This is a genomic window from Pseudoalteromonas sp. Scap06 (genome assembly GCF_013394165.1).
In the GTDB taxonomy this organism is placed as follows: domain Bacteria; phylum Pseudomonadota; class Gammaproteobacteria; order Enterobacterales; family Alteromonadaceae; genus Pseudoalteromonas.
This window is the reverse complement of sequence record NZ_CP041330.1, coordinates 2903772-2917519: the sequence shown is the minus strand read 5'-3', so window position 1 is coordinate 2917519 and position 13748 is coordinate 2903772. Positions and strand designations below refer to the sequence as shown.

13 protein-coding genes are annotated in these 13748 nt (G+C 40.0%); 6 read left to right on the top strand and 7 right to left on the bottom strand.

The features are described from left to right. Positions 1-142 precede the first annotated feature (142 nt). Both rpoH and FLM47_RS13480 read left to right on the top strand, forming a co-directional pair. The gene (gene rpoH / locus FLM47_RS13485) at positions 143-1006 is read left to right on the top strand and encodes an RNA polymerase sigma factor RpoH (protein ID WP_008114893.1); all 864 of its coding nucleotides are present in this window, start codon (positions 143-145) and stop codon (positions 1004-1006) included. A 336-nt stretch (positions 1007-1342) separates the two neighbouring features. Continuing rightward, complete coding sequence (locus FLM47_RS13480; RefSeq protein ID WP_178956632.1) at positions 1343-3214, top strand: methyl-accepting chemotaxis protein; 1872 nt, start codon at positions 1343-1345, stop codon at positions 3212-3214. Positions 3215-3272: 58 nt separating this feature from the next. Here the strand turns inward: FLM47_RS13480 and FLM47_RS13475 are convergent, their stop codons facing one another. From FLM47_RS13475 to FLM47_RS13455, 5 genes are all read right to left on the bottom strand, one after another. Continuing rightward, positions 3273-4025 carry a divergent polysaccharide deacetylase family protein gene (locus tag FLM47_RS13475; protein ID WP_054202667.1) on the bottom strand — a complete coding sequence of 251 codons (753 nt, stop codon included), beginning with the start codon at positions 4023-4025 and terminating at the stop codon, positions 3273-3275. 57 nt (positions 4026-4082) lie between these two features. Beyond that, entirely contained in the window at positions 4083-5348 is a 1266-nt protein-coding gene (locus tag FLM47_RS13470) for a S41 family peptidase (protein ID WP_178956631.1), read from the bottom strand. A gap of 33 nt (positions 5349-5381) precedes the next feature. Beyond that, positions 5382-6521 (bottom strand): murein hydrolase activator EnvC, encoded by a 1140-nt coding sequence (locus tag FLM47_RS13465; protein WP_178956630.1) that lies wholly within the window; start codon positions 6519-6521, stop codon positions 5382-5384. A 3-nt stretch (positions 6522-6524) separates the two neighbouring features. Next, complete coding sequence (gpmM, locus tag FLM47_RS13460; RefSeq protein ID WP_010391829.1) at positions 6525-8069, bottom strand: 2,3-bisphosphoglycerate-independent phosphoglycerate mutase; 1545 nt, start codon at positions 8067-8069, stop codon at positions 6525-6527. A gap of 188 nt (positions 8070-8257) precedes the next feature. Further along, positions 8258-8455 (bottom strand): hypothetical protein, encoded by a 198-nt coding sequence (locus FLM47_RS13455; protein WP_138609618.1) that lies wholly within the window; start codon positions 8453-8455, stop codon positions 8258-8260. Between the two features lie 322 nt (positions 8456-8777). Between FLM47_RS13455 and FLM47_RS13450 the strand changes: the two genes are divergently transcribed. From FLM47_RS13450 to gpsA, 4 genes are read left to right on the top strand one after another with little or no spacing between them, the layout of a single operon-like run. Beyond that, positions 8778-9209 (top strand): rhodanese-like domain-containing protein, encoded by a 432-nt coding sequence (locus FLM47_RS13450; RefSeq protein ID WP_178956629.1) that lies wholly within the window; start codon positions 8778-8780, stop codon positions 9207-9209. Positions 9210-9241: 32 nt separating this feature from the next. Further along, positions 9242-9499, top strand: a complete 258-nt coding sequence (gene grxC / locus FLM47_RS13445; protein WP_010391834.1) for a glutaredoxin 3 — start codon at positions 9242-9244, stop codon at positions 9497-9499. Positions 9500-9537: 38 nt separating this feature from the next. Then, the gene (gene secB / locus FLM47_RS13440; protein ID WP_010391837.1) at positions 9538-10026 is read left to right on the top strand and encodes a protein-export chaperone SecB; all 489 of its coding nucleotides are present in this window, start codon (positions 9538-9540) and stop codon (positions 10024-10026) included. A 3-nt stretch (positions 10027-10029) separates the two neighbouring features. Further along, complete coding sequence (gpsA, locus tag FLM47_RS13435; RefSeq protein WP_138609615.1) at positions 10030-11037, top strand: NAD(P)H-dependent glycerol-3-phosphate dehydrogenase; 1008 nt, start codon at positions 10030-10032, stop codon at positions 11035-11037. Between the two features lie 485 nt (positions 11038-11522). Here gpsA and FLM47_RS13430 read toward each other — a convergent pair whose 3' ends face one another. Beyond that, entirely contained in the window at positions 11523-13010 is a 1488-nt protein-coding gene (locus FLM47_RS13430; protein WP_178956628.1) for a methyl-accepting chemotaxis protein, read from the bottom strand. A gap of 9 nt (positions 13011-13019) precedes the next feature. Further along, positions 13020-13745, bottom strand: a complete 726-nt coding sequence (locus tag FLM47_RS13425; protein ID WP_138609611.1) for an ABC transporter substrate-binding protein — start codon at positions 13743-13745, stop codon at positions 13020-13022. Positions 13746-13748 lie beyond the last annotated feature (3 nt).

Below are 13748 nucleotides of genomic sequence, written 5' to 3'. Positions count from 1 at the left end.
GGTTATTCAGTCGCCTAGCGTAGACTGACTTAACACTAAAAAAACCACTTGATTTATGATTCAAAAAAGTTTTAAATTCAAGTTAGCACTCTTACTAAAAGAGTGCTAAGATGGTTTCAAATGTTTATCACCGAGGTGAAAAATGAGTAAAGATTTATACGCAATGGCACTTACAGTTGGGCAACAAAGCGCAAGTATGGACGGCTACCTTCAAGCTGTTAGTACTATTCCTATGCTTAAAGTTGAGCAAGAGCAGGAACTTGCAAAAAGACTTCAGGAAGAAGGCGATCTTAGTGCTGCAAAGCAACTCATTATGTCGCATTTGCGCTTTGTAGCGCACATAGCTAAAAGCTACTCGGGTTACGGGTTACCTCAAGCTGATTTAATTCAAGAAGGTAACATCGGACTGATGAAAGCAGTAAAACGTTTTGACCCATCAGTGGGTGTACGTTTGGTTTCATTTGCCGTTCATTGGATTAAAGCCGAAATTCATGAGTTTGTGCTTAAAAACTGGCGTATCGTTAAAGTGGCCACGACCAAAGCACAACGTAAATTGTTTTTTAACTTACGTAAAAATAAAAAGCGTTTAGGTTGGTTTAACCAAGCTGAAGTGAGCACAGTAGCTAGCGAGCTAGGTGTGAGTGAAAAAGAAGTACGTGAAATGGAATCGCGTATGAGCGGCCAAGACATGGGCTTTGATTTAACTGGCGACGATAATGATGACGCGCCAACTAGTACTTACTCACCGGTACAGTACTTAACCGATGGTTCTGCTGATTTAGCTGACGACATTGAACAGCAACAATGGCAAGAACAGTCACATACGCGTTTATTTAGCGCTTTGAAAACTCTTGATGAGCGTTCTCAAGATATTGTTAGTGCTCGTTGGTTGTCAGACGATAAAGCAACACTGCAAGAGCTGGCTGAAAAATACAGCGTATCAGCAGAGCGTGTTCGCCAGCTGGAAAAAACAGCAATGAAAAAATTACAAAGCGCGATGAGTTAGTCGCACTAAAAAACTGATAAAGCCCTGCATGAAAATGCGGGGCTTTTTTTTAACTAAAAAAGCTAACTAAAAAGGTTAATAGAAAGTATCGTTTTTCTTGTTCTGCTTACCTCTAGTCACATCTATGTATCTTTTAATTAAATATACGCTATTTAAAATTAATGAATAAGTTTGGTTTTAATTTAAATACATGATTTTAGTTTGTTTTTAATTTGGGTATATGAAAATATTCGCGCACCTGAGCGACTTATCGCTCAAATCGTAGCCTAAATTAAGTCATTTAATTACTGGTTTGTTGCCTTTCAATTTCATTTAACGCGAGTATTTACACTCAATATGAACTCATATTCACTAAAGAAAAAAATCTTGCTATCGGTCGTTCTTGCCCTAGCCGTTATTATTTTATTGCTGTCGTGGAATAGCTATACCTCTCAAAAAGCGTTACTGCTAAAAAGCAGTATTGATAACGTAAGCCAATCTGGTAAGCAACAGGCTACGAGTATTGAAGATTGGCTAGCTAGTCGTCAGCAGATAATTAAATCGGTTGCGAATAAGGTTGAGGGCAACACGCTCAGCGCACTTCAGCAAGCAGCATTTTCAGGTGGCTTTCAGTTAACTTACTTTGGAGATAGTAGCGGAAAAATGACTGACTCTGATCCCAGTATTGATCGCACCGGCTTCGATCCGCGCACTCGTCCATGGTATAAACAAGCACTGCTTCAAAGTAGCACCGTAATTACCAAACCTTATTTAGATACCGCGTTTAATCAGTTGGTTGTTTCTATTGCTAAAACCACGCAAAGCGGTGTGGTTGCGGGGGATTTGTCGATTGAGACCTTGGTCGATAGCGTCAATACAATGTCTTTACCTGCAGATGGATACGCCATTATGATGCATAAAGATGGCACTGTGATTGCCTATAAAGACGCTAGAAAAGTAATGGCAGATATTACGCGTATTGACTCGAAAATAAATCATCAATTGATTTTATCTAACAGCCAAAACGGTGAATTCACTCCTGTTTATTTTGAGGTTGAAGGCCGAGAGAAGCTAGTTTGGGGTGAAAACATTAACAATACAGATTGGCAGTTGTTGTTTGTATTGGATAAACAAACTTTAGAGGCTCCGCTTATTAGTTTATTGCTGACTCAATTAGTGCTGGTTGCGGTAGCACTTTTACTGAGTGTGTTGGCTATTTCATGGCTATTGGGTGTATTGCTCGCACCTTTGAGCCGAGTATCGCAAGCTTTATCAACAATTGCAGATGGTAACGGTGATTTAACTCAACGTATAACTGTTGATACGCAAGATGAAGTTGGGGTTCTGGCTGATAGTTTTAATCGTTTTGTTAGCAGCCAACATGAACTGATCAGTCATATTCGTCAATTAGCTACTGACTTAGACTTTGATGCAGAGAAAAGCTTAATCACCAACCAAAGCAGTGTCAGTGAGTTGCAGCGTCAGCAACAAGAAGTGGCTATGGTTGCTACCGCGGTCACAGAAATGGCGAGTGCAACCCATGAAATTGCCGCTAATGCAGAAAACACTGCAACCGCATCGCAACAATCGGCACAAAGTAGCCGTGAAGGTAAGTTGTTAGTTGATAAAACCAGAAACACGATTAATTCACTCGCGGGCGAAATAGACCAAACTACCACAGTTATTGGTGAATTAAGTTTGCATGCTCAGGCTATATCGAGCATTTTAACTACCATTCAAGAAATTGCTGAGCAAACAAATCTCTTAGCGCTTAATGCTGCAATAGAGGCCGCCCGTGCGGGAGAGCAGGGGCGTGGTTTTGCAGTGGTTGCCGATGAAGTGCGCGTGTTATCAAGAAGAACACAAAACTCTACAGCCGAAATTTATACCACTATAGAAACCTTACAAAACACCACTAAAAAAGCAGTGAGCTTGATGGACAGCAGTAAGGGCTATGCCAACAATAGTGTGGATGATGTAAATGCTGCCGCACACGCACTAGAAGAAATTACTTTGGCGGTAAATGAGATTTCTGATATGGCGGGTCAAATAGCGGTTGCAGCAGAAGAGCAAACGCAAGTGACCAATGAAATTACTAGAAATACGGTTGCTATTAAAGATGTAACCGATGAAATAACTACCTCAGCTACCGCGCATTTAAGCCAAGCCGAAGTATTAAAAGACAGAGCTACAGATCTAAATGCCAAGGTAGCGACATTTGTTTTATAAATACCATACTTATAATTGAGTTAAATTAACTGTTGGGGTAAGGCGTTCGCTTACTCCATCAGTTTAATGAAATGGCTTGTTGTTGGGCTATTTGTACATACTTACGTTCTACCAGCTGTGATACTGGTACCAGTTCAAATCCTTGCTCGATTAATTGCGGCAAAGCTTGGCGTAAAAAATCGATAGTTTCGGGGTAGGGGTGTGCTATTGCAATGGCAAACTGATATTTAGTTGCTTTTGACTTTAGCTCTTCTAGCCTAAATTGTAGCTGCTCAGGGGTAGTTATATTATCTAAAAATACATGCCGACCAATATTTTCTACCCCCAAAAAGTTAGCTGCATTTTGCGCCTGGCTTAATTCGGTTGTTCGGCTATCGAGAAAATACAACTGACGCTTTTTAAGTACTTCCATGGTCCACTTCATTGCTTGGCTTTGCTGAGTGAGTGCAGAACCCATATGATTATTAACCCCTTTAACTTGTGGCAAACTCGCCAGTGCATTACCGAGTGTTTGTTGAAGTTGTGCTTTATCCATATTTAAAGTAAGTGCCCCAGGGCCTAGCTTTTTACCATTTAAAGCTTGCATAGGCACATGCAACAGGAGCTCTTTATTTGACTGACTAGCAAGGGTTGCAAATATTTGAGAATAGGGGGTATGAGGCAAAATTGAATAAGACAATTGCCCAGGTAAACTTAGGAATTCTAGGTCACGTTGATGATAACCTATGTCATCGATCACTATGGCTATTTGTTTGGCTTTAACACCATAGGGTGCAGCAAATAGGATTAAAAAAAGCCCAGCTAACACCATTAAATTTATAATTTTCACGTTTTATAATTTTTATTATCTTTAAATAGTTTACCGTTTTTATTGCATGCTAAGTAGCTGTTTTGCTTTTACTAACTGGATATCGGCTAATTCTTCAGCGTTAAAAACGGTGTTTTGTTCTGATTGTTCATTTTTTATTATAACGGCTTTATTTGTTTGTGGAAGTGTTGTTTGATTAATCGCCACATTTGGAGTTACGCCAATCCCTTCAATAGACTCTCCCAGTGGCGTAAAGTAACGTGCGGTGGTTAGTTTTAAGGCGGTATCGCCGTCGCCTAATGGAATAAGTGATTGTACTGTTCCTTTACCAAACGACTGACTCCCTACTATTTTTGCACGTAGATTTTCTTTTAACGCTGCAGCCAGTATTTCTGCTGCTGAGGCTGAATTTTCATTAATCAGGACAACAATCGGAGCACCTTTCAAAATATCGCCGCGTTTAGCGTAAAAAGATTGATTCGAATCATAAAAGCGCCCTTTGGTCGTTACAATTAAGCCATCTTGAAGAAACAGGTCTGCTACCGCAACTGCACTCTTTAAAGTGCCTCCCGGGTTATCTCGTAAATCAATAATTAGGCCTTTTAATGAATGGCCATAATGGTTTTGCATGGCGGCTATTTGCAAGGCAACTTCATGCAAAGTGTGATTAGAAAAGTTATTAATAGCGATATAACCGCTACCTGAGTCAAGTAGTTGCTTGTTTACACTCGTTAGCTTAATTTGTTTTCTACTGAGATTAAATATTAGCGGTGTTTGAGTGTTATTACGGGTAATACTTAGCTGTACTTTACCGTTAGCACTGTCTTTGATGTATTGTGCAACTAAATCAATCGGACTATTTTCTACATAGTGCTGATTAACGGCAGTAATTATATCGCCTGAGCGAAGTCCTGCTTGTTTGGCTGGTGAATTATTAATTACTTTAACAATCGTGGTGCGTTGCTCGATGCTTTTTACTTCTATACCTAGGCCGGTATAGCGACCATTCGTGTTATTAAATAATGCATTTAGCTCATTTTTATCTAAATACTTAGAGTAGGCGTCGAGCTTAGAGTATAAGCGTTCAAATTGAGACGAGTTGTATTCAATATACTCACTGTTTTGCAGTGCTAAATCATCAACGTAGTAGGTGTGAATATTAAACAGTATTTCATTTATTTTTTGGCTTTCTAAGTCTTTAACCGAGCTTGCATAGGCTGTATTTATAAAGCCAAAAAACACTAATAAAACAAATAAGATAAAACAAAAGCAGGGTGCACGCTTTTTCACAGAGGTTTTTTGTTGGCAAATGTGTGTGTTTATCATAACTGCCTCTAACAGGATGCAGCTATTTTGATATTAAATACGCCTGCACCATTTTATGGGATTAACAGCACGTCCTTTATGACGTATTTCAAAGTATAGACCAGAATCGGCTTGTCCACCGCTTTGCCCAACTAATGCAACACTTTCACCTTTTCTGACCATATCACCCACGTCTTTTAGCAAGGTTTGTGCGTGTCCGTATAAGCTCATAAAACCTTGACCATGGTCAAGTACGATTACCCAGCCATAGCCTTTTAACCAGTCGGCAAATACTACTTGGCCATTATCAATGCTATTAACTGAAGTCCCTTCAGATGCAGAAATTAATACACCTTTCCAGTTTATTCCGCCGTGCTTACGTTGACCAAACCTATGCGCTAATTTTCCTTTGCTCGGCCAGTTTAATTTTCCTTTATTACGATTTAAGCCAAGTAGTTCAATTTTTGTAACTTTTTCTTCTTCAAGTTCTTTGATAGTGGCGATCAGAGTTTGTTCGTTTTCTTCTAAATAGCTAATGGAATTTTTGGTTTTATTTAACTGCTTTTTTAGGTTTTGTAAGCTTGCTTGGCGCTCATTTTTAGCCCCAAGAAGTGCTGCTTGTCGTCTTTTTTGTTCTTCAAATAAAGCAACGAGCCTCTCTTTTGTTTTCGCAAGCTCAGCTTGATTTTTTGCAATCTCAACTTGCAGTGCTTTAAGATCATCAAGTTGCTTTATACGAGCTTTATTCAGGTAGTTATAGTAGCTAAGTGTGCGTTCAAATTTGGCGGTATCTTCTTGGTTAAGTAGCATTTTTGAATAGTCATCGCTACCTGCCATATAAGCACTTTTTAACTGTGCTGCTAAAATACGTTGAAATTGGGCTTGTTGTTTTTCAAGCTTTGCCGCGCGTTGTTGTTGCTCTGCTTGCTGTTGTTGTGTTTTTTTAACGGATTGCTCAGCCATATTAAGTGCTTTAGCGTTTTTCGCTATAGCTAGCTCATGTGTTTTTAGTTTTTGCTGCTGTTTAGCTATTTCTTTTTGCTGTTGTTGAAACTCAGCTTGGCTTTGCTCTAAAGCAACTTGTACTTGGGATAGGTCTTTTTTGGTACGATCTTCATTAGCCACTGCAACGCCAGTGGCTAATGAGTTTAGTACACATATACACGCAATGATGCGGCATGCGCTTTTATTCATAAATTATTTCAACACCATAATTGGCGAACCGGTCATTTCTGCAGGTTGTTCCAAACCCATTAAATGCAGCATAGTAGGTGCAACATCGCTCAAGGCTTTACCGGTATGCGCTTGTGCGTCACGACCTACATAAATAAAGGGTACTGGCTCGCTAGTATGTGCTGTGTGCGCTTGGCCTGTTTTAAGGTTTGCCATTTGCTCTGCATTACCATGATCAGCAGTTATTAGTGCTTCTCCACCGTATTCTTTAAGGGCATCAACTACACGACCAATACAGCTATCTACTGCTTCACAGGCTTTAACTGCCGCCTCAAATACACCTGAGTGGCCGACCATATCGCCATTAGGGTAGTTACAAATAATGGCATCATACTTTCCACTTTTTATTGCTGCAACGAGTTTATCGGTAAGCATTTGTGAGTTCATTTCTGGCTGTAAATCATACGTTGCTACTTGAGGAGATGGGATTAGCTCGCGAGTTTCGCCGTCAAACTCATTTTCGCGTCCGCCACTAAAGAAAAAGGTAACGTGAGCATATTTTTCAGTTTCTGATATACGTAGCTGAGTTTTACCTTGTTTCTCAAACCATTCGCCAAGTACGTTATTAAGCGGCGTTGGGCCAAAAGCCACTGGCGCATCAATATCAGCAGCGTATTCAGTCATCATCACAAAGGCACTAAGCTCGGGCGATTTTTTCTTATTAAAGCCGTCAAAATCAGGTTCGACAAAGGCGCGAGTGATTTCGCGTGCGCGGTCTGCTCTAAAGTTGGCAAATATAATGGTGTCGCCATCATTTACTTTTACAGATTCGCTACCTTTTGGGGTAATAGTACTTGCTGCTACAAATTCGTCATTTTCATCGCGCTCATAAGCCGCGTTAAGTGCGTTTACGCCATCTTCATAATCAAAGTCGCTTTCACCTAGGGTGATTAAATTATACGCTTTTTCAACACGGTTCCAGCGGTTGTCTCTGTCCATGGCATAGTAACGACCAATTAATGAGGCTAAACGGCCACATTTAAGCTCGCTAAACAAGGCTTCAATACGCTCAATTGATGCTTTAGCGCTGCGCGGGGGAGTATCTCTGCCATCTAAAAAGGCATGAAAGTACACCTCTTTAGCGCCGCGTTTTGCAGCCAATTGTATACTCGCCACAATATGATCTTCGTGACTATGAACGCCACCAGGGCTTAGCAGTCCCATAATATGAACGGCTTTGTTGGCATGAACAGCTTTATCAATGTTTTCAACCAGTGCAGGGGTTGTATCAAATTCGCCATCATCAATGGCTTTTGTGATGCGAGTAAAATCTTGATACACAATACGACCAGCACCTAAATTAACGTGGCCAACCTCAGAATTACCCATTTGACCACCAGGAAGACCCACATCTAAACCCGATGCTGAAATTAATGTATGAGGGCGAGTTGCCCAAAGCTCATCTAATACAGGGGTATTAGCAGCTAAAATGGCATTGCTTTGCTCATCTTCTCTGTATCCCCAGCCATCTAAAATCATTAATACCAGTGGTTTTTTATGCTCTGTCATAGTCACTCCTATTAGGGTCTGTTGACCTTTGCGGATTAAAATTTGTTCAAACTAGGGGCGGTTTAATCGCGGCGCTAGGTTTGTAACCTAGTGAGCTAAGTAAAAACCGAGCAACAAAGAGTAAATCGCCCCTAGGCAGAACCCTTCGGGCAGCACCTGTTTGGCATTGATGCTGCGTTATCGCCTATTTATGGGGAATAACCACACCACATAGGCTCTGCCTTACCTAAATACCAAACAGACTGCTGCAAATTTAACCTTGAAAGATCAACAGACCCTAGCGTTGCTAAAATACACGCTAACATTAATGCCAACATGCCAAGCTTAAGCATACCGTGTTTTATAGCTAGGATCAGCAATGAAAAGAAGATATTAAAAATTTTCAATGAGCTCACTCTCTCAATTGAATATTTTAAAGGGTTAGGTTATTTTTCAGTTAAAAGAGCACTACATTGTGGCTTACAAGCCTGCTTAAACTCGCATTTTTAGCTGATTTGGGTATACTTGCGCGGCTAATCCCTATTTTATTCAAGTATTGAATAGGCTTGTGGGGTAAGCTAAGCCTATGTGTAGGTAAAATTCAGAGTAGCCTAACAGTGCTCTAAATTGAATTACAGGTGAGTGACTGCTCATTGTGTAAGTTCAATAAATATGAATTAAATATCTAAAACACCCTGTTTTAGCATGTAACTTTATAGTGGAAGTCGAATGGATCAATATATTGAATTTGTCTCAAATCATCCAATTCTAAGCCTAGCTTGGGTTGCGATTGCGTTTCTTATTGTTAGTGGCGCAATAAAAAGTAAATTTTCAGCAATTCGTCAGATCAATCCTCAGCAGTTAACGTTACTTATTAACCGCGAAGACGGTCAGGTTGTTGATATGCGCGGGCAAAAAGAGTTTAAAACAGGTCATATTGCCGGTGCTGTGCACTTAAACCCAGAAAAAGCTAAAGAATCTGATTTCTCAACCCTTGAAAAGTATAAGAGCAAACCCATTATAGTGGTATGTGCTGCAGGCATGACTGCCTCAGGTGTTGCAACTGCAATGCATAAATCAGGCTATGAACAGGTTTATGTTTTATCTGGCGGTATGGGTGCGTGGCAATCAGCAAGTCTGCCAACAACAAGCGGTCGCTAATATCTCTTAGCTAAACCGATTAAGGATTAATTATGAGTAACGTTGTTTTATACACCAAAGGATATTGTCCTTTTTGTCATCGCGCATTAGCGCTGTTAGACAGCAAAGGTGTAGAATACACAAACATTGATATTGGCGTTCAGCCAGAGCTTCGCGATGAAATGATCGCCAAAGCCGGTGGCGCAAGCACGGTTCCACAAATTTTTATTAACGATGAACACATCGGTGGCTGTGACGACATGATGGCACTAGAAGCACAAGGTCACCTTGACGCTAAGCTGAGTGCTTAATTTAATTAATTATAATAAATAACAGGTTAGGAATAACAATGAACGAACAAAATCAAAACGCAGCAGCAGAAGCTGATGCAGGCGCACAGTTTACTATTCAACGTATTTACACTAAAGATGTGTCGTTTGAAACGCCAAATTCACCAGCTATTTTTCAAAAAGAGTGGGCTCCAGAAGTAAAATTAGATTTAGATACACGCTCTAATAAGCTTGATGAAGGTGTATACGAAGTTGTTTTAGCATTAACTGTGACGGCATCTATCGGTGAAGAAACTGCGTTTTTGTGTGAAATTCAGCAAGCAGGTATTTTTACTATTGCTGAAGTTGAAGAAATGCAATTAGCACACATGCTGGGTGCATTCTGTCCTAACGTGTTATTCCCATATGCACGTGAAGCGGTATCGAACTTAGTAAATCGTGGTACGTTTCCACAACTTAATCTTGCGCCAGTTAACTTTGACGCATTATTTGCACAGTACATGCAGCAACGCACAGCGCAAGCTGAGCAGGCTTCAGCAGACGCATAATTTATGAATACAGCAACATCAGCTGTTACTGTTTTAGGGGCGGGGTCATATGGCACCGCCCTTGCTATTTGTTTAGCCCGAAATGGTCACAAAGTGACTTTATGGGGACGCAATAGTCAAGACGTTGCGACGCTTGCAGCTGAGCGAAAAAATCAACGTTACTTACCTGATATTCCTTTTCCTGACACCTTAACTCTTGAAGCTGATTTACAGCATGCAACAGCAGCTAGCGATATTGTTTTAGTTGTTGTGCCGAGTCATGCGTTTGCTGACACGTTAAAGCAAATTAAACCGGCTTTGCGCTCTGATGCAAAAATAGCGTGGGCTACTAAAGGACTTGAGCCTGATACTGGGCGTTTATTGCAAGAAGTGGCAGTGCAAGAACTCGGTGAAGAAGTGCCATTAGCGGTGCTTTCGGGGCCAACTTTTGCTAAAGAAATGGCGAAGGGTTCACCAACTGCCATTTCGGTGTCATCAACGTCATCAGCATTTGCGAAACAAATTGCCGATTTATTACATTGCGGTCGATCGTTTAGAGTGTACAACAATGACGACTTTATTGGCATACAGCTTGGTGGTGCGGTTAAAAACGTGATTGCTATTGGTGCAGGGATTTCTGATGGTGTCGGCTTTGGTGCAAATGCACGTACCGCGCTTATTACTCGTGGTTTAGCAGAGTTATCGCGTTTGGGTTGTGCCCTAGGTGCGAAACCAGAGACCTTTATGGGGATGGCTGGTTTAGGCGATTTAATTCTAACCTGTACCGATAATCAGTCGCGCAACCGCCGTTTTGGTTTAGCCTTAGGTCAAGGTGAAAGTGTTGATGATGCGATTGCATCAATCGGCCAAGTAGTTGAAGGCTTCAGAAATACCAAAGAAGTGTATTTACTTGCGCAGCGTGCGGGCGTTGAAATGCCAATCACTGAGCAAATATACAAAGTGCTTTATGAGAATAAAGGCATGAAAGCAGCTGCTATGGCATTACTTGGTAGAGAACAAACTTCTGAGTAATAACACCAAATTTATTAAAATCAATTATTGCCTACCTTAAGTGTTATTCATAGTGAGCAACCTTAAGGTATTGGCAAATGTGCTAATCTTAAGGTTGCTTTAATAAAGCTATTACGACATATACGCTTAATTAGAGTAGTTTGTCATTATTTGATTGACGTTTATTTTGGCTAAACCTTTATTATAAATTTGTTGCCATTTTTGTCCTTCTGCATCGTTTCTAAACGCAATATATAGTTTTTTCTCTTCAAGTAAATTTGCGTTCATCGCAACTTTACTTGCAATGCTGGTAAGGGATTTATCTGTGCTCAGTAAGTACTTTAATGCATTAGCATCAATAACTGCTGCGCCTATTTATGGCCAACCACACTACATAGACTCAATCTTACCTCCAGATCAAACATGCAGCTGTAAACTTAACCTTTAAATGTCACTAGATCTTGAATAAATACAACTTTCAACAGTCTACTTGTCTCAGTTTTAGGTTACGTTTTAAAAACACTGGCAGAATCTTTTAATTGTGCCGCTAGCTCTTGCATATCCCGAGAGTAAGTTTGAACTTGTTCAATTTTAGCCATACTACTTTGTCCAGCCGATACCACTTCATTAATATTTTTACTTAAGTCCTCAGCAACGGTGCTTTGCTCGGTAACTGCACTTGAAATATGGCTCGACATTTGGGTAATTGATCCAATTGCGTCAGAAATATTTGCAATCAGCTCGCTCGCTGCAGTTGCGGCACTCATACTGTCTTGACTCATATTTTTACTAAGTTGCATGACATTTACTGCAGATTGAGAGCCTTTTTGCAAATTTTCAATGGTAGTATGGATCTCCGCTGTGCTTTTTTGTGTTCTACTTGCCAAAGAACGTACTTCATCAGCAACTACGGCAAACCCTCGCCCTTGCTCACCTGCTCGAGCTGCTTCAATAGCGGCGTTTAATGCCAGTAGGTTTGTTTGTTCTGCGATAGCCTGAATAACGTCAAGTACTGATACAATATCCTGAACAGATTCTTCTAAAGTACCTATTACTCTAGATGATTCATCAAGTTGACCGACTAAACTTTCAATAGAGTTAATAGAGTTTAAAAAAGCTTCATGAACTTTTTGTGCATCAATATTTGCAGTTTCTGCAGAGTTCAAAGTATGCTTTGCGTTATTTTCTATTTCGGTTGCAGAGGAAGCCATTTGTGTAATGGCTGTCGCTATTTGGTCTGTTTCTACCTGTTGTGTGGATAAATAGTGCACGCCTTCTGCGCTTAGTGATGAGATATTACCTGCAACACTAAGCGAATCATCTACCGACAATTTAAAACCATTTATAAGCGCTGCAATTTTATGCTCAAACTTATTAAAAGAGGCTGCCAGTTGACCTATTTCGTCATCGCGTCTAACAACGATTTCTTGTGTTAGGTCGCCATCACCACTGGCTATCATTGCCATTTTTTCTGCTACCTCAGATAGAGGCTGCGCAACTAGTTTTTTAAAAATATAAACTAAAACAGCTCCCAAAATACTGGCAAGCAACAGCATCTCAATGACTAAAAATATCGCCAATTCAGTTAATACTTTATCAATATGACTGTATTCAACGTAAAGACTCACTGAGCCGACTTTATTAGGAGTACCTGAATCATCATAAATAAGTTCACTTTGTATAACAGACTGTGTTTTTACACCGTCTGTTTCTGCAAAAACTTGCTCATTAGTATCATAAATTGTTATTTTAGAAATATTATCAGAAGCTACTTCAGCTTTTATTAACTTATTTGCGAGCTCGTCTTGAAAGTTCCACATTGCATTGGGTAACGATAAACCAATACGTTCCTTAGCTAGGCTAATCTCAGTATCAAGTTTTTGCTTTAGTTGCTTACTTTGGGTGGTATAATCATAAATTCCAAAGCACAACAGCACCAATATCATAGCGCTCAACGTGGTAACTACAAGCCTAAATAAAATTGAACGGGTCAAAGGATGTCCTTACTTTAAGTAGTTTGACATTATTGCATTAACATCTATCTTCTCTAACCCTGAGTTGTAGATTTGTTGCCATTTTTTTCCTTCGGCATCGTTTCTAAATGCAATATAAAGGCTTTTATCTTCAAGTAATGTTTCATTCATTGATACTTTACTTTTCATGCTTGCCAGTGATTTATCAGTACTTAGTAAATAATTAAGCACATTGGCATCAATAACTGCTGCATCAATTCTACCAGCTGCAACTTTTTTGATATTTAGTACATCGGAGGGGACTGCATCACCCTTTATCGAACCCGCGGCAATCATATCGTCAAGCTCTTTAGTATTTACATAATCTTGCACCACACCTATACGCTTACCAGCTAAATCACTGGTAGTAGAGAAAGTGATAGGTTTTACATTGTTTTGTACTAACCCAAGTGGACCTGTACCTGTTGGATTTGAAAATACAAAATCAGACGTGTCATGCATATACTCAGGAAAATAACCAACATACTTTGAATTTGCTTGAGCTGCAGAATTAACTGCGCGAGACCATGGGAAAAAGTCTACAACAAGCTCGTGCCCTTCAGCTTTAAATGCGGCTTTTGCTACAGCAACAGATGCACCTTGTTGATCGAGTGATTTATCAGCATAAGGCGGCCAAGCTAATGACGTTAAGTAAACGGTATCGGCACAGACTAAGTTTGAAAAACCTAATAATATTAATAGTAATAATGTTTTCATAGC